The organism is Roseateles sp. (genome assembly GCF_965229315.1).
GTDB lineage: Bacteria > Pseudomonadota > Gammaproteobacteria > Burkholderiales > Burkholderiaceae_C > Pelomonas.
Genome location: NZ_CBDDJA010000002.1, coordinates 332066 through 350487, shown reverse-complemented (window position 1 = coordinate 350487; position 18422 = coordinate 332066). Strand labels below are relative to the sequence as shown.

At 68.0% G+C, this 18422-nt stretch carries 18 protein-coding genes; 1 reads left to right on the top strand and 17 read right to left on the bottom strand.

All coding sequences use genetic code 11. The features are described 5' to 3' along the window. Positions 1-3: 3 nt before the first annotated feature. The 14 genes from ACO07H_RS06340 to ACO07H_RS06275 all read right to left on the bottom strand — a co-directional run bounded on the left by ACO07H_RS06340 (position 4) and on the right by ACO07H_RS06275 (position 13917). Positions 4-900 (bottom strand): hypothetical protein, encoded by an 897-nt coding sequence (locus ACO07H_RS06340; RefSeq protein ID WP_422012263.1) that lies wholly within the window; start codon positions 898-900, stop codon positions 4-6. Positions 901-1040: 140 nt separating this feature from the next. Then, positions 1041-1661 carry a type II secretion system protein gene (locus tag ACO07H_RS06335; protein WP_422012261.1) on the bottom strand — a complete coding sequence of 207 codons (621 nt, stop codon included), beginning with the start codon at positions 1659-1661 and terminating at the stop codon, positions 1041-1043. A 16-nt stretch (positions 1662-1677) separates the two neighbouring features. Continuing rightward, positions 1678-2124 (bottom strand): hypothetical protein, encoded by a 447-nt coding sequence (locus ACO07H_RS06330; RefSeq protein ID WP_422012259.1) that lies wholly within the window; start codon positions 2122-2124, stop codon positions 1678-1680. Continuing rightward, entirely contained in the window at positions 2121-2555 is a 435-nt protein-coding gene (locus tag ACO07H_RS06325; protein ID WP_422012257.1) for a prepilin-type N-terminal cleavage/methylation domain-containing protein, read from the bottom strand. The genes ACO07H_RS06330 and ACO07H_RS06325 overlap by 4 nt, the downstream gene beginning before the upstream one ends. A gap of 11 nt (positions 2556-2566) precedes the next feature. Further along, the gene (gene gspG / locus ACO07H_RS06320) at positions 2567-3016 is read right to left on the bottom strand and encodes a type II secretion system major pseudopilin GspG (protein WP_422012255.1); all 450 of its coding nucleotides are present in this window, start codon (positions 3014-3016) and stop codon (positions 2567-2569) included. A gap of 562 nt (positions 3017-3578) precedes the next feature. After that, positions 3579-5045: a hypothetical protein gene (locus ACO07H_RS06315; protein WP_422012253.1), complete on the bottom strand. Its 1467-nt coding sequence runs from the start codon at positions 5043-5045 to the stop codon at positions 3579-3581. Positions 5046-5389: 344 nt separating this feature from the next. Then, entirely contained in the window at positions 5390-7261 is a 1872-nt protein-coding gene (locus ACO07H_RS06310) for a polysaccharide biosynthesis protein (RefSeq protein ID WP_422012251.1), read from the bottom strand. A 13-nt stretch (positions 7262-7274) separates the two neighbouring features. After that, a complete protein-coding gene (locus tag ACO07H_RS06305; RefSeq protein WP_422012249.1) occupies positions 7275-7862 on the bottom strand; it encodes a sugar transferase in 588 nt (195 codons plus the stop codon). 21 nt (positions 7863-7883) lie between these two features. Further along, positions 7884-9053 (bottom strand): DegT/DnrJ/EryC1/StrS family aminotransferase, encoded by a 1170-nt coding sequence (locus ACO07H_RS06300; protein WP_422012247.1) that lies wholly within the window; start codon positions 9051-9053, stop codon positions 7884-7886. Then, positions 9050-9757, bottom strand: a complete 708-nt coding sequence (locus tag ACO07H_RS06295; protein WP_422012245.1) for a class I SAM-dependent methyltransferase — start codon at positions 9755-9757, stop codon at positions 9050-9052. Before ACO07H_RS06295 ends, ACO07H_RS06300 begins: the two co-directional genes overlap by 4 nt. Continuing rightward, positions 9757-11019, bottom strand: coding sequence for a glycosyltransferase family 4 protein (locus ACO07H_RS06290; protein WP_422012243.1), 1263 nt, complete (start codon positions 11017-11019; stop codon positions 9757-9759). The genes ACO07H_RS06295 and ACO07H_RS06290 overlap by 1 nt, the downstream gene beginning before the upstream one ends. Beyond that, positions 11016-12098 (bottom strand): glycosyltransferase, encoded by a 1083-nt coding sequence (locus ACO07H_RS06285; RefSeq protein WP_422012241.1) that lies wholly within the window; start codon positions 12096-12098, stop codon positions 11016-11018. The genes ACO07H_RS06290 and ACO07H_RS06285 overlap by 4 nt, the downstream gene beginning before the upstream one ends. Further along, positions 12095-12691: an acyltransferase gene (locus ACO07H_RS06280; RefSeq protein ID WP_422012239.1), complete on the bottom strand. Its 597-nt coding sequence runs from the start codon at positions 12689-12691 to the stop codon at positions 12095-12097. Before ACO07H_RS06280 ends, ACO07H_RS06285 begins: the two co-directional genes overlap by 4 nt. Beyond that, a complete protein-coding gene (locus tag ACO07H_RS06275) occupies positions 12688-13917 on the bottom strand; it encodes a lipopolysaccharide biosynthesis protein (RefSeq protein WP_422012237.1) in 1230 nt (409 codons plus the stop codon). The genes ACO07H_RS06280 and ACO07H_RS06275 overlap by 4 nt, the downstream gene beginning before the upstream one ends. 42 nt (positions 13918-13959) lie before the next feature. Between ACO07H_RS06275 and lysS the strand changes: the two genes are divergently transcribed. After that, the gene (gene lysS, locus ACO07H_RS06270) at positions 13960-15477 is read left to right on the top strand and encodes a lysine--tRNA ligase (protein WP_422012235.1); all 1518 of its coding nucleotides are present in this window, start codon (positions 13960-13962) and stop codon (positions 15475-15477) included. 27 nt (positions 15478-15504) lie between these two features. On the opposite strand, the gene ACO07H_RS06265 is transcribed toward lysS, so the two are convergent. Genes ACO07H_RS06265 through ACO07H_RS06255 form a run of 3 tightly spaced genes read right to left on the bottom strand, consistent with a single transcriptional unit; the run spans position 15505 to position 18364 of the window. Continuing rightward, a complete protein-coding gene (locus ACO07H_RS06265) occupies positions 15505-16251 on the bottom strand; it encodes an ATP-binding cassette domain-containing protein (RefSeq protein WP_422012233.1) in 747 nt (248 codons plus the stop codon). Then, positions 16248-17390, bottom strand: a complete 1143-nt coding sequence (locus tag ACO07H_RS06260; RefSeq protein ID WP_422012231.1) for a sugar ABC transporter permease — start codon at positions 17388-17390, stop codon at positions 16248-16250. The genes ACO07H_RS06265 and ACO07H_RS06260 overlap by 4 nt, the downstream gene beginning before the upstream one ends. Beyond that, positions 17387-18364 (bottom strand): substrate-binding domain-containing protein, encoded by a 978-nt coding sequence (locus ACO07H_RS06255; RefSeq protein ID WP_422012229.1) that lies wholly within the window; start codon positions 18362-18364, stop codon positions 17387-17389. Before ACO07H_RS06255 ends, ACO07H_RS06260 begins: the two co-directional genes overlap by 4 nt. Positions 18365-18422: the final 58 nt, after the last annotated feature.

Sequence of the window (18422 nt, the reverse complement as noted above, 5' to 3'; positions counted from 1 at the left end):
CCATCACGGCGCTTCTGGCGCAGGCTCTGAGGGTCGAATGAGGTTCGGGGTCGGATTCGGAAAGTGCTCAAGTACGCTTGGAGAAGGGTGCCCCTTGTTTGCCGCAGGGGCCGTCGGCGTGCTACGCATCCCGACCGCGTGGATGAGCCACGGTGCTCGCTCGCCATCAGGCACGAGCCAGAGATTGTATTCGAGGGCTTGGGGCATTCCAGGTGCACCGACTGTCACCCGCAAGGAGCCACTGGCGTGGAACAACGTGTGTTCGTCGTCAAAGGGAATGCCGGTCGCCGCGCGTGCGGCGTCCGCATTCGCAAAGGGCATGCGGCGGCGCATGTCGTCGAACAATAGCCACTGGCTTTCGGCGACACGAGGCCAAGCCAGCCGCAACACATCTAGCGGCGCGGTGTTCGGATTGAGCACCTTCTCACGCCTCAAACCTGCGAAGGGCTGGAAGCGCTCGCGCAATTCGCGCATATCTCTCCATACCGGCATGCGCGCAAGTTCATCTGTCGTCAGCAGCCACTGATTGCGCGGCGGCGTAAGGCCCAACTCTCGGTAGTCATCCCGCTCTGCACCATTCACCCGGCGCAGCGAGTCAGGGTCAACATAGTCTTCGAGCACAGCAATCATCCGAGATGCTTGGTCGAAGCTGGCCCCCAAGCTGGTCAGTGCAGGCAGCATCGTGTCGCGATCCGGCACGTTCAGTGAAAAAAGTCCACGGTCATCCACGATCGACGCCCATCCCCCGGACTCGACCTCGTAGCGCCGGCCATCGAGCATCAGAACAGCTTCGTCGACGAAGCCACTCTGGGCATAACCCAACGGGCGCGTCGAAAGCCAATACATCGTCGTGGCCAGAGCAGACGCCGCGGCGCGACGTCCCTCTGCGTAGTCCTGCATGGACTGAGCTTGATGCCTGAGTTGGTCCACACGCGCCGCCAATCGCTCAGCTCCGAAGGCCATTAACACCAAAGCCGCCATAACGAGTAGCAGCACATATCCGCCTTCATGACGCCGACGCACTTGCCGCCGTGCTCTCATCAAAGCGCCTCCTGCGCAGCGGGCGGCTTGACCCAGAGCACGTAGTTGTTTACAGGCGCAGCCAGCAGCAAAAGCTGTCGACCCTGGTCAGCCTCCAGTCTGATCAAGCTCGGCAGCGCCTGCAGGGTAGGCTGGTCGGCCGGTGGGTTCACAGGCGGCCAAGCGGCGTGCGCCTGCCCGCGCCTGTCCTGATAAACCCAACGTACATCGGCGAACGGCCACTCACCCAGCTTGGCACGGGTGGCGGGTTCGGCACCATACGGGCCGACTTGCGCCCAAAGGCTGGTGCTGTCACCTTCGGTCACGAGCGCAAGTCGCAATGGCGTTGGTCCCTGCGGCCGTATCACAGGCGCCATGGTGCTCTGCCCGATGATCTCCGTGGCGCTCGCATGCAGGGGTTCTTCGATCAACGGGTCGGGCACGATCAACCCCTTCAGCGCCAAAACCACCCATTGTTCATGAAGCGCGGCAAGTCGTGGCGCGGCCTGCTGGCCCTGCAGGCTGCGTTCAACGCGGGTTATTTGGAACAGGCCGTCTGCTACGAGACCCGTGATGATCGCCACGATCACAAGCGTCACCAACGTCTCGATCAGCGTGAAGCCTCGTTGGCCCGTCACCATGCGCCCTCCAGTGGGATCAAGGCGCCGGCGAGCTGGCTGGGGCCTGCGCCGCACTGGCGTCCGCGACGCCAGCCTGAGTCACCTCGAAATGAACCGAAGTCTTGCTTTGCAAGTCCTGGGCCGTGACCTTCGTGCGGTAGAGCGCCACGCGCCAGTTGATCTCTTGCGCATACGGCATGCTGTAGCGTGACGGCGTAGTCTCTTGGCTGCGCCACTGCAGCTTCAGCTGACCTACTGTCAATGCGCCCTGGGCCTGCTTGGCGGGATTCACTGTCTCCAGCAGCTCCAGCGCGCGCAATTGCAGCTCCGAGCGAATCATCGCCTCCGACAGCGCGCTGGCTGAGCGCAGATTCGTGCCCAACCAAGCATAGAGCGCCGCCCCCGTGCCGGCGAGAAGGGTCAGCGCAACGATGGCCTCCAGGATACCGAAACCTCGAAGGCTGTCGGGATGGCCACGCATCATGGGGTCACGTCACCACTGACAGGCTCGACCTGCCAGCGCGCTATAGGCCGCCGTTCACGGGGCCGGTACACCTCCACAATACCGCCGGAGGCAACGCCAGTGGCGCCGTAATGCAATGGCGCAGAGAGATGCAGCTCCAGCTCCGCCGGAAAACTAGGCAGAAACGCCCTCAACGCGTCCGCATCAAGCTCGATCGGGCGTCCACGCGCAAAAGCCATTACTGGCAGTTCGAGCAGCCGCACCTTCAAATCCCCACGCCAGGCCCGCTCCTGCGCAGCAGTCAACCAGCGACCCGCGATCGGCACAACCACCGCAGTCGCCATGGCCACGACAGCCAACACGATCAGCAATTCCAGCAACGTAAAACCTACAGAGACTCTGTAGCGCGAACGCGAAGTTGTACCGTGTCGCGATTCAGCAGCAGGTCGCATCAATACAGATGTCAGTTGCTTGACGCTGGCAGCACCCCAAGATCAGCGGCATCTCCGGTACCTCCAGGCTGACCGTCCGCACCGTAGGAATACAGCGCAAACGGTTGGCCATTTGCGCCGCCGAGCGCGTACAGATAAGGATGCTGCCATGGATCCGCCGGCACGTCTGCATCCAGGTAGGGACCACGCCAACGCGGCACCAGGGTGGCATCGGCGGGTGGCTTGATGAGCAAGCTCAGCCCCTCCTCCGCCGTTGGGTACCGCCCGATGTCCAGCCGTACATTCTCCACCGCACCTCGCAGCATCTTGACCTGCGTGGTAGCCGTGATCACCTTGGACTGGTCAACCTTGCTGAATAGCCTTGGCCCTACCAGACCTGCGATCAAGCCAATGATGACCAGAACGACCAACATTTCAAGCAACGTGAAACCACGGGCAAACGGAAGGAAGCGATTAGGCATGGGTGAAATTGTAGGGCTAGGCCGGAAAGCGATGCCGACTGGAAATTCTAGGCGCAAGAGGCCAACTATCTCTAGCTAGCTAGCCTTAGTCTTCGCCACCGCTGGTTGTAGTTTCTCAGGACGTTGTTCCCGTCGAAGCCGAGTCTGGAGGCGGGAGGATTGTGGGAGACGGCGGAGTGCGGGCGGCTGAAGTTGTAGTGCACAAACCATCGGCCTGACCATTACGTACCACCCGTTCTGCGGCGCAATGCGGGCACTTCGGCTTGGCCTCGCTCGCCCGGTCAATCTGCGCCAGCACCCGCTCACGCTCGTCCGGCATGTGCAGTTGCTCCACCAACGCCTGGCGCTGCTGAGGGCTAAGCTCATGCAACCGCTCCAGCCACCGCTTCCAGTCCCGTTCCTGCATCGCCTTCTCCAGAGCACCCGGCTTGCTGCCGTATGCCCGTCACGATGCCCGGCCAGTGGCTCATGGTGTGAGTCCGTCACGACCTAACGGGCAAAGAGCCAACAAAAAGGCGCCCCGAAGGGCGCCTTAAACTCAGTAGACAGTGTCTCTAAAAAATCAGTTGGCGGCCGGGGCAACCAAGACGTAACCGTTCATGTCGGTCGTCTTGCTGCCATAAGCGCCAGCAGCTGCACCGTCGATCCGGTTGTTGTACTGATTGTACGAGCCAACGACCGTATTCTTCGGCGCAGCGATAGTGAAGCGCAGCGACAGGCGAGTGGTGTTGCTGCCAGCAGTGCCAGTGATCGTCGGGCAGATGTCCTTGATCAGGTACTCTTGCTGCGTACCCGGCTTCAGGTCGGGCAAAGCCTGGGCGGCACAGCTGCTGCCATCCGCAAACCAGGCCTTCACCGTCACCTTCGCGGGAGCGGTGTGGCTGCTGGTCAGGAACACGCGCGCGGTGTAGTCGCTGTTGATGGTGGCAAACGGCGCCAGCAACTCCGTGCCATCACGATCAATCGAGCCCAGGTTCTGAGCCGAAGGGTTTGTCGTGGTGGAGTTGGTCGCGTTCGCGTACGCCACGGCTGCCGTGTAGCTTGAAGCGACAATCGGCGTAGTACCTGTGGTCGCGTAGCAAACGTAGGCACCGGTCAGTGGGTTGGCACCCGTCACGATATCCGCACCCGTAGCCGTAGGCGCGGCAGCAGCAGCAACGTTAGAAACCAGCGTCGAGCAAGCAGCGTCCGTCGCCAGGAAGACACCATTGGTCGCTGCCGCCGAGAAGTCGCCCTTCAGCACAACCTTGGTACCGGTCGGCGTCGTCGTGCCAGCGCCCACGAGTTGAGCGTAGGTGACCTGGGCACCCGTTGCATTCAACACACCGGTCACAGCGGACGAAGTCACTTGACCAAGCTTCGCCAGCGTATCGGAAATCTTGCCGCTGCCCGCAACAGTCTTGAACTTCGTGAAGGACTGTGCCACATCGGCCGTCGAATTCAGCGCGCCGGTAACGCTGAACTGCAGACCCGTTGCGAATTGGAGCAGGTCACCAGACGCCGCATACAGCCAAGTGCTGTCCGTGTTCGCCACGGCAGCCGTGGCGGTTTCGAACAGGCGGAACTGAACCTGAACGTTCGCATTGCCGCTGGTGACGTCATAGCCGAGCAAAGGCTTGAACGTCACAACATCACTGGCTTGGTTGCCGTTGGTGGTGTCGGCCGTGACCTGGAAGATCGCATAGGAATCACCGGCTTGGCCACCCGCAGCGAGAACCGTGTTGTTAAACGCCCGGCTCGTGTTGACCAAGTCAGCTGCCGTCAGGCCGCCGTGGAACTTCGCACCCACCAGGTTCACGCGGATGTAACGATTTTGACCAGCGGACACGCCGAAGCCGAGCTTCGAGGTGACAGTCGGCGTTGCCGTAATGGCGGTACCGGTGCTGGGCGAGATGGAGTTGTAGTTCAGTTCCTTGGCATAGGTGCCACCAGTCACGGTGCCGGTATCAAGGTTGGTATCAGCGACCGCCGAACCTCCAACCAGCGCACCGATCGCCAGAGCGGTCGCCTTCAACACATATTTTTTCATTCGGTGAACTCCACAAAGGTTATGGAAAGAAACTCAATGATGATTCGCGAATCACACGTGTACAGAAATCACGCCGAATCATTCTAGACCACGCCTTCGCGCGACTGTCAATGAAAAGGCCGGTTCCGGGTAAACACCTGAGATGAAGCGACGTCTTGCAAGCTGGGCCGCTCTGGCCGATCAGCAGCACGCTGGATAGTAAGCGCGGCACTTGCCAAGAAGATGCCATGGCGACAGCTTTCGTTGTCCACACACGACAAGGCACACCCAAAAGTGAGGCATTGGCCACGGAACAACCATCCAGGCGGGTAGCGCCTTGCCTCCTCTGGCAGCGCGCGCCGCGGTCACGACGAGGGCGAATATTCATCCCCGAGCACGTCGGCCAGCACGGCGCGCACCTGCCGATCATCGACGAGATCGATTTTTTGAGTCAGGCTTTGCAACCAAGCGCCGACCGGGGCCTGCCTGGCGCCGCCTCGCAGGCGGGCGACTAGCAAGCGTTGAATGGATGTGGGCATGCTCTGATCGGCGGCTGCCAGCAATTCTTCAAAAAGCTTCTCGCCGGGCCGCAAGCCCGTGAACTCGATACCGATCTCGCTGACCTCGTGACCCGCGAGCCGGATCAGGTCACGCGCCAGGTCGACGATGCGCACAGGCTCGCCCATGTCGAGCACGAAAACCTGACCACTCTGCCCCATCGCCGCCGCCTGCACGACCAAGCGCGCCGCTTCAGGAATGGTCATGAAGTAGCGCGTGATGTCAGGGTGGGTCACGGTGACCGGGCCGCCTCGCGCGATCTGCTCCTTGAACTTTGGAATCACGCTGCCGCTGGACCCCAAAACGTTGCCAAACCGCACGGCCATGAAGCGCGTCGGGTGGCCCTGTGCGGCCATGTGGCCAATCACCAGTTCCGCCACCCGCTTGGTGGCACCCATCACATTGGTGGGGTTCACAGCCTTGTCAGTGCTGATGAGCACGAAGCGCTCAGCGCCGTTCTCAGCCGCAGCTTGACAGGCGTGATGAGTGCCCAGCACGTTGTTGCGCAGGCAGGCCGCAGCGTTGCCAACCTCCATCAGCGGCACATGCTTGTAGGCAGCGGCATGAAAGACGACCTGGGGGCGCTGCTCGGCAAAGGTTGCCCGCAGGTGGGCGAGATCCTTCACGTCTCCTATGAGCCGCACCAACGGGATCTTCGGAAAATGCTCTGCGAGCTCCTGCTCGATGGCGTAGAGCGCGTACTCGCTGAGCTCGTAGAGCACCAGCCGCCGTGGGCCGTAGCGGGCAACCTGGCGGCACAGCTCGCTGCCGATGCTGCCGCCAGCCCCGGTGACGAGCACGACCTTGCCGCTGAGCGCCTCGCTGATGCCGCCTTCGTCGAGTTGCACCGGCTCGCGACCGAGCAGGTCCTCGGGCTCGATGTCGCGCACCTCGTTGACTCGCCGGCCAGCTAGCAGTTCGGCGCTGCTCGGCACGGTGAGCACGCGTAGGCCGGTACGAGCGGCGATGTCGAGTGCTCGGCGACGCAATGCGAGCGAGGCGCCCGGCAGCGCCACGATGACATGGGTGATGCCGTGCAGATCGGCGAAGCGCTGCGCCTCGCCGAGGCCACCCAGCACCGGCAGCCCAGCCACCCGCCCACCGCGCTTAGCAGAATCGTCATCAAGGAATGCAACGACTACCCACCCCTGGCTGTGCTGTATGCCGGCCACCAGCAGCCGCCCCGCATCACCGGCGCCCATCACCAGCGCGCGCCGCTGCTCCTGCGCGCTGCCGCTGATGCGGCTGCGCATGTGCTCGTACAGCATGCGATAGCCCATGCGCATCATGGCCAGCAGCATCAGCGTGAAGAGCGGGTGCAGCGCCAGCACGGCGCGAGGCACCGCGTGCAGGCGGGCCATCAGCACAGAGGCGGCACAGATCAGGCCGGCCAGGGCGCAGGCCACGGCCAGGCGCTTGACTTCGCCGAAGCCGGAGAAGCGCCACATGCCCTTGGGCACCCGCAGCACCCACAGCACGGCGGCGTAGATGGCGAGCAGTCCCAGCAACACCCAGCCGTCATAGCCCGGGCGGGCAGAGAACCAGCGCTCGAAACCCAGGCGGAACAGGTAGGTCGCCTGCCAGGCGATCGCAACGACGAGGACGTCGAGCGCCAACGCGAGCGCCTCGCGGTGCGGGCGCAGGCGCGTGAGCTGGGTATCGAGAAGCTGCCAGTTCATCAGGAGGGGATTGTCAGCGGCGGGCGACGCGGGCGAGCGTGACCAAGATCAGCCGCAGGTCGCTCGCCAGGCTGGCATGCTCCGCATAGTCGGCGGACAGCCTGAGCTTGGCCGGCAGCACGACCTCGCGGTACTCACGCTCCGGGTCGGCGGCGGCGGCCAGCAGTTCGGCCTCGTGGCTGAAGGCGAGCGAGGCGGGGTCGGTGATGCCGGGGCGAACGGCCAGCACGCGATCCCGCAGTTCCGCGGGATAGCACGCCACGTAGCGCGGCAGCTCGGGCCGGGGGCCGACGAGGCTCATCGCACCGCGCAGCACGTCCCAAAGCTGTGGCAGCTCGTCGAGCTTGGTCTGGCGCAGCAGGTGGCCTGCTCGGGTGATGCGCGGGTCGGCACCGACCGTGAGGGCGGCGCCCGCCTCGACGCGCATGGTGCGGAACTTGTGGATCGTGAACGGCACGCCAAAGCGGCCCACGCGGGTCTGGCGGAACAGTGCCGGGCCGGGTGAGTCGAGCTTGATCCACGCGGCCGCGAGCAACAGCAGCGGCGACAGCAGCAACAGGCCCAGCACCGAACAGATCACGTCGAACAGGCGTTTGCTCAAGCCGTCTCTCAGAGCCGTGTCTCAGGCGAGAAGTCCACGCACCGCAGCGATGACGCGTTCCACGTCCGCGTCGCTCATGGCCGTGTACAGCGGCAGGCTGACCGTGTGCTCGAAGGCCTTCTGAGACTGCGGGAACTGCTCGGGCGTCAGGCCGTAGCGGTCACGCCAGTAGGGGTGCAGGTGCAGCGGCACGTAGTGCACGCTGCAGCCGATGCCGGCGGCGTACATGCCTTCGATGAAGGCGTCGCGCGTGATGGCGGCACCGTCGGCCAGCCGCACGACGTACAGGTGCCAGGCATGCGTGTCGCCCTCGGGCGCGCAGGGCGGCAGGATCAGCGGCAGGTCGGCAAAGGCCTCGTTGAAGCGCGTCGCGATCCGCTCGCGGCGCAGCTGGAAGGCGGGCAGGCGCTTGAGCTGGTGCAGGCCCAGCGCCGCGGCGATGTCGGTCAGGTTGTACTTGAAGCCTGGCGCCACGATCTCGTAGTACCAGCTCGGCACCTTGGCCGTGAAACGGTCGAACGCGTCGCGGCTCATGCCGTGCAGGCGCATGACCTTGGCGCGCTTGGCCAGCTCGGCGTTGCGCGTGACCAGCATGCCGCCCTCGCCGGTCGTCATGGTCTTGTTGGCGTAGAAGCTGAAGACCGTGGCGTCGCTGCCCAGCGTGCCGATCAGCTCCTTCTCCAGCGTGGTCGGCAGCGCATGTGCCGCGTCTTCCACGACCCGCAGGCCGTGGCGGCGGGCGATGTCGAGGATGGCCAGCATGTCCACCGCCAGGCCGGCATAGTGCACCGGCAGGATGGCCTTGGTCCGGGGCGTGATGGCGGCCTCGATGGCGGCGACGTCGATGTTCAGCGTCGCCGGGTCGATGTCGACGAGCACCACGTCGGCGCCCAGGTAGCGCACCACCTCGGCCGTGGCGGTGAAGGTGTGCGTCGTCGTGATGACCTCGTCGCCGGGACCCAGGCCGATGGCTTCCAGCGCCAGGTGCAGGCCGGCGGTCGCCGAATTCACGGCGATGCACTCGATCTGGGGGTCCCCCAGGAACTCGGCGAAGGCCTGCTCGAAGCGCCTGGCCTTGGGGCCGGTCGTGATCCAGCCGGATTTCAGCGTGTCGACGACTTCGGCGATCTCGTCGTCGCCGAGGTCCGGGAGTGCGAAGGGCAGAAAAGGAAGGGGAGGCTGGTCGCTCATCGGGCGGGATTTTCGGGGATCACGGGATCCTGGGGTTTCTCGATCAGCACCAGGCGGTGCGTGCGCAGCCAGGGGACGAGGTTGAAGAGGCCGTAGGCGGCCGGCAGCGCGCGCGCCAGCGGCGGTGCGAGCGTCACGCGGCGGGCCGTGAAATCGCCTTGCGGGAACAGCGCGCGCACGCGGGCCAGCGGCACGCCGCGCACGTCTGGGTTGCGCGGGTTGTTCACGGTGAAGTCGTACCAGACGACCGCGCCGCCCGGCTTGAGCCAGCGCCACATGGACTCGGCCACGCGCTGCTGCAGCCCGTCGTCGAGGATGGACGAGAAGACCGTGGACTGCAGCACCAGGTCCTGGCTGGCGGGCGCAACGTCGGCCGTGGACGCGTCGCCCGCCAGCAGCCGCACAGCCTCGGGCAGCGCCGCGCGCGCCGCAGCCAGGCGGTCGGGCAGCAGCTCGATGCCGGTCAGGTGGGCCGGCATCAGGCCCAGGCGCAGCAGGTCCAGCAGGTTGCCGCCGGCACCGCAGCCGACCTCGGCGGCGCGCCAGTCGGCCGGCTGCCCGGCTCGCGTGGACAGCAGGCGCAGCAGCGCGCGCTGGCGCTCCTGCCACATCTGCCAGACCTCCGGGCGCAGCAGGCTGTAGCGGTCGCCCTCGCCCCGGGCCGCGCGGCGCGCGTAGCGCTGGGCGATGCGCTCCAGCTCCATCACCGCAGCGCCTCGATGAAGCGCGTGGCCAGCACGGGGTAGGCGTGGTGGGCCATCGCGAAGGCACGGCCACGCTGGCCCATCGTGGCGCGCTCGTCGGGCGCCAAGGCAGCGAGCTTCAGCAGCCCCTTGGCGACGGCTTCGGCGTCCTCTGGCGGCACCGTCAGGCCCGCGCCGGCCTCGGCGACCGGGTCGTTGCCCGCCTCGACCGAATGCAGGATCGCCCGGCCGGCCATCAGGTAGTCGATGAGCTTGTTGGGCGCGATGCCGAAGCGGTAGATGGGCGTGCGCTGCCAGCCGATGTAAGCGATGTCGAACTGGGCCAGCAGTGTCGGGATCTGCGCCTTCGGGATGGGCGGGAAGAAGCGCACGTTCGCCAGCCCCTCGGACTGCACGCGCCCGGCCAGCCGCGCTGCTTCGTGGCCGCTGCCGACGAGCACGAAGCTCAGCGGCTTGTCCCGCACCTTGGCGGCGGCGTCGAGCAGCACGTCCAGCGCGTTGGGCAGGCCCATGGAGCCGGCATAGCCGACGACGACGCGGCCCGCGGCACGCTCAGCCGCCAGGTGGTCCGCCAGCGCCGCCTCGAGCGGTGCCGAGTCGCCCTGCCACTCCTCGGGCGCGAAGCCGTTGGGCACGATGCGCAGCCGCGCGAGATCCAGGCCCCGGGACGCCATATGCTCGTGAACGCAGGGGAGCATGGAGACGACGACGTTCGCGTCCCGGTAGGCATCGGCCTCGGCCTTGCCGCACAGCATCGCGAACGGGTGGCGCGGCGACATGCCGGACAGCTCGATCAGCGACAGTGGCCACAGGTCGTGCACCTCGTAGACGAGCTTGGCCCGCGACGGCGCGACAGCGCCCGGCGCTCGCTCAGGTTTCGCGAGGCGCGCGAGCTTCCTGGCCACCCAGACGTCCATCGGGTAGGTGCTGGAGGCGATGACGGCGTCGGGCTGGAACTCGCGCGTCAGCCGCCACGCATCGGCGCGCAGCTGGCGCAGGAAGGACAGGATGTTGAGCAGCCGGCCCACGCCGTTGCCGGCGTAATGCGGCGTCGGCAGCCAGCGGTAGCGGATGCCGTCGATGCGCTCCTCGCGCGGCTCGCTGCCGACCTCGGGCTGCACGGCACGCACATGCGAGTACGACGCCGCGACGATCAGCACCTCGTGCCCCGCCCTCACCCATTCGCGCGCAAGGTAGTAGGGCCGGAACTCCATGCCGTGCGCGGGCGAGCCGGCGTAGTGGTTGACGAGCAGGATCTTCACGGCGACAGCTCGCGCAGGCGGGTCAGGAAGCGCTGCACACCGGGCTCGAACAGGCCGTTTGCGGCGACCCAGTCGCGGTTGCCAGCGGCCATGCGGGTCGTGTCCAGCACGGCCATGCGCGCGGGCAGGTCGTCCAGCGAACCGACGATCAGGCCGCGCGCGGAGTCGCCGATCAGTTCGCGGTTGGCCGGCAGGTCGGACAGCAGCGGCACGCAGCCATGGGCCATGGCCTCCAGCACCGACACGGACACCGAATCGCTCTCCGGCAGGCTGAGGAACCAGGTCGCACGGGCGTAGTGGCCGGCCTGGGCCTGCGCATCCAGGCGGCCGACGAAGCTGACCTGGGCAGACAGGCCGCGAGCGGCCACATCCGCCTCCAGCGCCGCGCGCAGCGAGCCGTCGTTGGCCACGACCAGCCGCGCCTCGGGCTGCGCGGCGGCGATGCGAGCAAATGCATCGATGACCCATTGCGGCCGGTAGATCGGCTCCAGCCCGCGGTTCGCGAAGCACAGCCAGGGCGTCTTCTTCGCGTTCTGCCTGGGCATCGACTCCAGGCCGAATGGGAACACCATCACGTCGCTCGCGCCGAGTTCGCGCATGCGCTGGGCCATGAAGGCGGAGTCCGACGTGGTCACGGCACAGGCGCGCAGCACCTTGCGGGTCAGCCAGCGCCAGCTCGCCCCGCGCTGCGGCGTGACGAGGATGTCGCTGCCCCAGGCCGAGCCGGCGATCTGCGCGCGCAGCCGCCAGCCCGCCTTGGACGCCCAGGCCAGCGTGCCGTGCGAGGTCAGGTAGTGGGCGTGCAGCCAGTCGGCGTCGGTCTCGGCCAGCCAGGCCCCGACCTTGGGCAGCTGCTTGAGCAGCGCGATGTTGCCGCCGCCGTGGTCGGGCGAGGTGTTGAGCGCCAGCCGCTGCGCGTCGGGCAGCAGCTGGCGGAACTCGGGCAGGAAGCCGCGCGAGGAAATGGCATGCAGTTGCACGCGCGGCTGCAGCGCCCGCGCCCACTTCAGCAGGTGCGGGCTTTCGCCGTCGCCGATCAGCACGAGCTTGAGGCCGCCGGACAGGCCCGTCTTGCTCATCGCGGCAGCTCCCCGGCCCAGGCTTGGTAGTGCACCGCCAGCTCGGGGTGCCGGCGCAGCAGCTCGGCGTCCTTGATGCGCGTGTCGCCGACCACGCGGGCGGGCTGGCCGGCCAGGATCGCATAGTCCGGAAACTCGCCCTGCACGAGGCTGTAGGCCGACACGAGGCTGCCCTTGCCCAGCTTTGTGCCGGGCAGCACCGTGGCATGGGCGCCGATGAAGCTGTAGGCACCGATCTCCACGCGTGCGGTGAAGTAGGCCTGCTTGTCGGCCACGTTGAGGTACTCGCGGCCGTACAGGCGCACCGCGGCATGGCTGGAGTGCGTGAACACGCCGGTGAAGAAGCCGATCTGGCAGCCCTCGCCGATGCGCAGACCGTAGGTGGCGTCCAGCACGCTGAAATGGCCAATGAAGACATGGTCGGCCACGTCCAGCCGGTCGCGCGCGAACACCGCGGTGCTGTTGCTGATGCGCGTGTTCGGCAGGAAGTCGCCGTCCCCGCGCACGAAGCCATAGACCATGCGCGGCCCCCACAGCCGCGAGATCAGGCGCTTGAGCGGCTGCCAGGCCCGGCGGGGCAGGCTTGCTTTCACGGTAGGCTCTCCCGAGACGGGGCGCGCCGCAGCAGCCCCCCAAAAAAATAGCCAAAGTAGCACGCAGTGGCGGCCGAGACGCCCCAGCCTGCACCGACCAGCCCACCGAGCCAGAGCCCAGCAGCCAAGCCGCCAACAAAGAGCAACTGGCCGACAAGGGCCAGCTTCAGGCTCCAGGCCTGCAGGCCCCAGGCCATCGTCACGACCGAAAGCGGCGCGGCGACGAAGTGCAGCGCAATGTACGGCGATAGCGCCTGAGCCAGCAGGCCGGCAGCGCGCCACTGCACGCCGAAGAAGGTTTCGAACAGCCACGGGCCAGCGAGCGCGATGCCGATGCCCAGCGGCACGGCGATCAGGGTCAGCAGCGCCAGCGTACGGCGCACCAGCGCGAGCGCTTCGCCAGGCTGGGTGGCGCGAGCGAGCTGAGGGTACAGGGCCTGGGATAGCGCGCCGCCCACAAGGCTGGCGGGCGCCTTCAGGTAGCGCAGCGCCAGCGCCCACACGCCGGCGGCCGGCTCGCCCAGCCAGGCCGCCAGCAGCGCGATGGCCAGCGTGTCCTGCAGCGCGCCGGCAAAGGCGTGCGGCGTGTTCAGCAGCGGGAAGTCGCGGTGCTGGTGCGCCAGCTCGCGCAGCGGCTGCGGCGCCAGCAGGCCGCGCCAGCCGCCCGCAGGTGCCGGCCGGGCCTGCAGCAGCGCGGCACCGCCCGCGGCCAGTGCCGCGCCGCCGACCAGGCCCCACGGGCCCGCCTGCATCAGGCCGAACCCGACCTGCGCCAGCGCGCCGCCGCCCCACTGCACCACGCGCGCCCAGGCCAGTGCTGCGAACCGGCCGGCCCGCGCCGCCCATTGGGCCAGCGCCTGGCTCGCCGCCAGCGCCAGCACGGCCAGCGGCAGCGCAGCGGCGACGGACAGCCCGGCCCAGACCCGCCAGACCGCGCCCGCCAGCACGGCCACGGCCGTCACCGCCAGCAGCACGCGCAGGCACAGCGCCAGCAGTGCTGCGGCACGCCGGTCGTCGGTCTGCAGCGCCAGCGCGAACTCGTAGCGCGCACAGCCCACCACGGCCAGGTTGCCGGCCACCGTCCACACCAGCGAGAACTGGCCGTACTCGGCCGGCGTGTACAGCCGGGCGATCCACGGCCCCAGCAGCAGGGGCAGCGCCTGGGCCAGCGCGCTGCCGACCAGCAAGGTCAATGTGGCGCGGGAGAAGCTGGTGACGGGCGGCATGGGGCGCGCGATTCTAAAATCGCGGATTCACCAAGGCCCGCAATGACCCAAGCCCCTACGACCCCCGCCCTCCCCGCTCAGGCAGACGACAACCAGCTGATCGCCGAGCGCCGCGAAAAACTGGCCGCGCTGCGGGCTGCCAACCCGGTGCCGTTCCCCAACGATTTCAAGCCGCAGCACCGCGCCGTGCCGCTGCAGGCCCAGTACGGCGAGGTGCCCAACGAGGTGCTGGAGCCGCAGGCCGTCCGGGTCAGCGTGGCCGGCCGCATGATGCTCAAGCGCGTGATGGGCAAGGCGAGCTTCTGCACGCTGCAGGACGCCACCGGCCGCATCCAGCTGCGCGTGACCATCGACAACGTGGGCCCCGAGGTCTACGACGCCTTCAAGCACTGGGACCTGGGCGACATCCTGGGCGCCGAGGGCACGCTGATGCGCACCAAGACCGGCGAGCTGTCGGTGGCGGTCACGACGCTGCGCCTGCTGACCAAGAGCCTGCGCCCGCTGCCGGACAAGTTCCACGGCATGAGCGACCAGGAGCAGAAGTACCGCCAGCGCTATGTGGACCTGATCACCGACGAGGAGGCGCGCAAGCGCTTCGTCGCGCGCAGCCACGGCGTGTCGGCCATCCGCAGCTTCATGGTCGAGCACGGCTTCCTGGAAGTGGAGACGCCCATGCTCCATCCCATCCCCGGCGGCGCCAACGCCAAGCCGTTCACCACGCATCACAACGCGCTGGACCAGGAGATGTTCCTGCGCATCGCGCCCGAGCTGTACCTCAAGCGCCTGGTGGTGGGCGGCTTCGAGCGCGTGTTCGAGATCAACCGCAACTTCCGCAACGAAGGCATCTCGGTCCGCCACAACCCCGAGTTCACGATGATGGAGTTCTATGCGGCCTACTGGACGCATCACGACATCATGGACTTCACCGAAGCCGTGCTGCGCCACGCGGCCATCGCCGCGACCGGCAGCGCGGCGCTGACCTACGCCGGCAAGCCGGTGGCGCTGGACAAGCCGTTCACGCGCCTGTCGGTGCGCGACTCGCTGATCCAGTTCGCGGGCCTGAGCAGTGACGAGGCCGACGACGCCGAGGTGCTGCGCGCCCGGATCGTGGCCGCCGGCGAAGAGGCCCCGGCCCGCTGGAGCCTGGCCGAGCTGCAATTCGGCCTGTTCGAGGCCGTCGTGGAAGAGAAGCTCTGGGAGCCGACCTTCATCATCGACTACCCCGTCGAGGTCTCGCCGCTGGCCCGCGCGTCGGACGCCGACCCCAAGATCACCGAGCGCTTCGAGCTGTTCATCACCGGCCGCGAGTACGCCAACGGCTTCTCCGAGCTGAACGACGCCGAGGACCAGGCCGCGCGCTTCCAGGCCCAGGTCGCCAACAAGGACGACGGTGACGAGGAGGCGATGTACTACGACGCCGACTTCATCCGCGCGCTGGAGTACGGCATGCCGCCCACCGGCGGCTGCGGCATCGGCATCGACCGGCTGATGATGCTGATCACCGACTCGCCGTCGATCCGCGACGTGATCCTGTTCCCGGCGCTGCGCCGGGAATCCTGATCTCGCCGGCGCTGCACCCGGGCCTGATCAGCGCGCGGGTGCCTTGCCCGCGATGATCATCGCCAGCACCTCGTCCTCGGTCACCGCGGCCGTCTGCGTCACACCGACCAGGCGGCCGTTCTTCATCACCATCAGCCGGTCCGACAGCGCGAAGACATCGGGCATGTCGTGCGTGACCAGCAGGATGCCCACGCCCTCGGCGCGCAGCCGGCGGATCAGGTCGTGGACCAGGGCGGTCTCGCTGGGGCCCAGCGCGGCGCAGGGCTCGTCCATGATGAGCACGCGGGCCTGGAACTGCAGCGCCCGGGCGATCGCCACCACCTGGCGCTGCCCGCCGGACAGCGACGCGACCGGGTCGCCCAGGTTCCTGAAGTTGGGGTTCAGCCGCGCGAACAGCGGCACGGCGGCCGCGCGCATGGCCGCGTCGTCCAGCAGCCCGAAGCGCGTGCGCAGCTCGCGGCCGAGGAAGAGGTTGGCCACCGCGTCGAGGTTGTCGGCCAGCGCCAGCTTCTGGTGGATGGTCTCGATGCCGGCGGCGCGCGAGGCGGCCGGGCTCGCGAACGTCACCGGCCGGCCGTTCAGCCGCAGCTCGCCGCCATCGAACGGCAGCGCACCGGCCAGCATCTGCATCAGCGTGGACTTGCCGGCGCCGTTGTGGCCCAGCACCGCCAGCACCTCGCCCGGCGCCAGGCTCAGCGACACGCCGTCGACCGCGTGCACGCCGCCGAACGACTTGCGGGCATCGCGCACTTCGAGCAGGGACGTCGCGCTCATCGCTGCACCACCCGGTCGAACACGACGGCCGCGACGAGCACCTGCCCCAGCACCACCATGCGCCAGCCGATGCCCACGTCGGTCAGCAGCAGCCCGCTGTCGATGCTCTGGATGATGAGCGCGCCCAGCACCGTCCCCGCCACGCTGCCGCTGCCGCCCGCCAGGCTCACGCCGCCGATGACGGCTGCGGCGATGACGGTCAGCTCCATGCCGGTGCCCATGGAGTTCGTGCCCGCGTTCAGCCGCGCCATGGCGACGACCGCCGCCAGCGCGACCAGCGCCGCGAGCAGCAGGTTCAGCTGGATCAGCACGCGGCGCACCGGGATGCCGGCCAGCCGGGCGGCGTCCGGGTTGCCGCCGATCGCATAGACGTAGCGGCCGAAGCGCGTGTGCCTGGCGACGAAGCTCAAGGCCAGCACCACCGCGCCCCACACGAGCAGCGGCAGCGGCAGGCCCTGGCCCTGTTCCTGGCCTTCGATGCGGTAGGCGTTGAACACCGCCACGGCGCCGAGCACGCCCAGCGCCGTCAATGCGGCCTGCAGTGCCTCGCGCGACAGGCTGCGCGGCGCCAGGCCGGCGCGCCGCTGGGCCCGGCGCTGCGCCGCCTGCCAGCCCAGGCACGCCGCCACCAGCAGCAGGCCCACGACCCAGCTCCAGCCCTCACCCAGCGTGCCGTCCATGCCGCCGCCCAGCGCCAGCAGCCCGGGGTCGCTGATCGGCTGCGTCTTGCCATCGGCGATCAGGAAGGCCACGCCACGCAGCGACACCAGCCCGCCCAGCGTGACGACGAAGGACGGCAGGCCCACCACCGCGGACAGCGCGCCCTGGCACAGCCCGATCACGAGCGCGAAGGCCAGGCCCGCCGCCAGCGCCGCCGGCACGCCCCAGCCGTGCGTGTACTGCAGCCAGGCCATCAGCACGCCCACGGCGCCCAGCAGCGAGCCGACGGCCAGGTCGATCTGGCGCGCGACGATGACCAGCGCCATGCCGCTGGCGATGATGCCCACGACGGCCGTCTGCTGCACGAGGTTGGACAGGTTCTCGGCGGTCAGGAAGCTGCCGGTCAGCAGGTGAAAGCCGGTGGCGATGGCCACCAGCACGGCCGCCATGACGGCCAGCCGCTGCGTCGCGCCGCTCACTTGCAGGCGGCCGGCGCCTTGGCCGGGTCCACGCCCTTGCACACCACCGCCTTGCTCACCCAGCCAGCCGTGATGACTTGGTCCAGGTTGGCCTGCGTGATCGCCACCGGCGCCAGGAACTTGGCCGGCAGGCTGACCTTGCGCTCGCCACCGGCCCAGGGCGCGGCGCCTTGCACCTTCTGGCCGTTGGCCAGTTGCACGGCGGCGATGGCCGCCTCCCTGGCCAGCAGGCGCGAGTCCTTCCACACGGACACGGTCTGCGTGCCCAGCGCGATGCGGTTCAGCGCGGCATGGTCGGCGTCCTGGCCGCTGACGGGCACGCCCTTGAGGCCGCGCCCGGCCAGCGCGGCGATCGCGCCGCCGGCCGTGCCGTCGTTGGCGGCCACGACCGCATCCACCTGGCCCTTCGTGCGGGTCAGGATCTGCTCCAGGTTCTTCTGCGCCACCTCGGGCTTCCAGCCGTCGGTGTACTCCTCGGCCACGATCTGCACGTCGCCCCGCTTGACCGCCTCGGCCAGCGCGTCCTGCTGGCCGGCGCGCAGGAAATCCGAGTTCGGGTCGGCGGCCGAGCCCTTGATCATCACGTAGCGGCCCTTCGGCCTGACGGCCAGCACGGCGGCCGCCTGCAGGCGGCCCACCTCGCGGTTGTCGAAGGTGAGGTAGAACACCTCGGGCGACTCGATGAGGCGGTCGTACGCCAGCACCGGCACCTTGCGCGCGCGGGCCTTGGCCAGCGCCGGTGCGATGGCGTCCTTGTCCATCGCCAGGATCACCAGCACCTTGGCGCCCTTGGCCAGCAGCGACTCGATGTCGGCCAGCTGCTTCTCGGGCGAGCCGCCCGCGTCGGCGCTGACGTAGCCGGCGCCCAGGCGGCCCAGTTCGGCCTTCATGGCGGTCTCGTCGGTCTTCCAGCGCTCTTCCTGGAAGTTGGACCAGCTCACGCCGACCACCGGCACCGCTGCAAGCGCTTTCAAGGACAGGCACAACAATGCGCCGGCCGTCCACGTTCCCTGCATTCCCATCGTGTCTCCA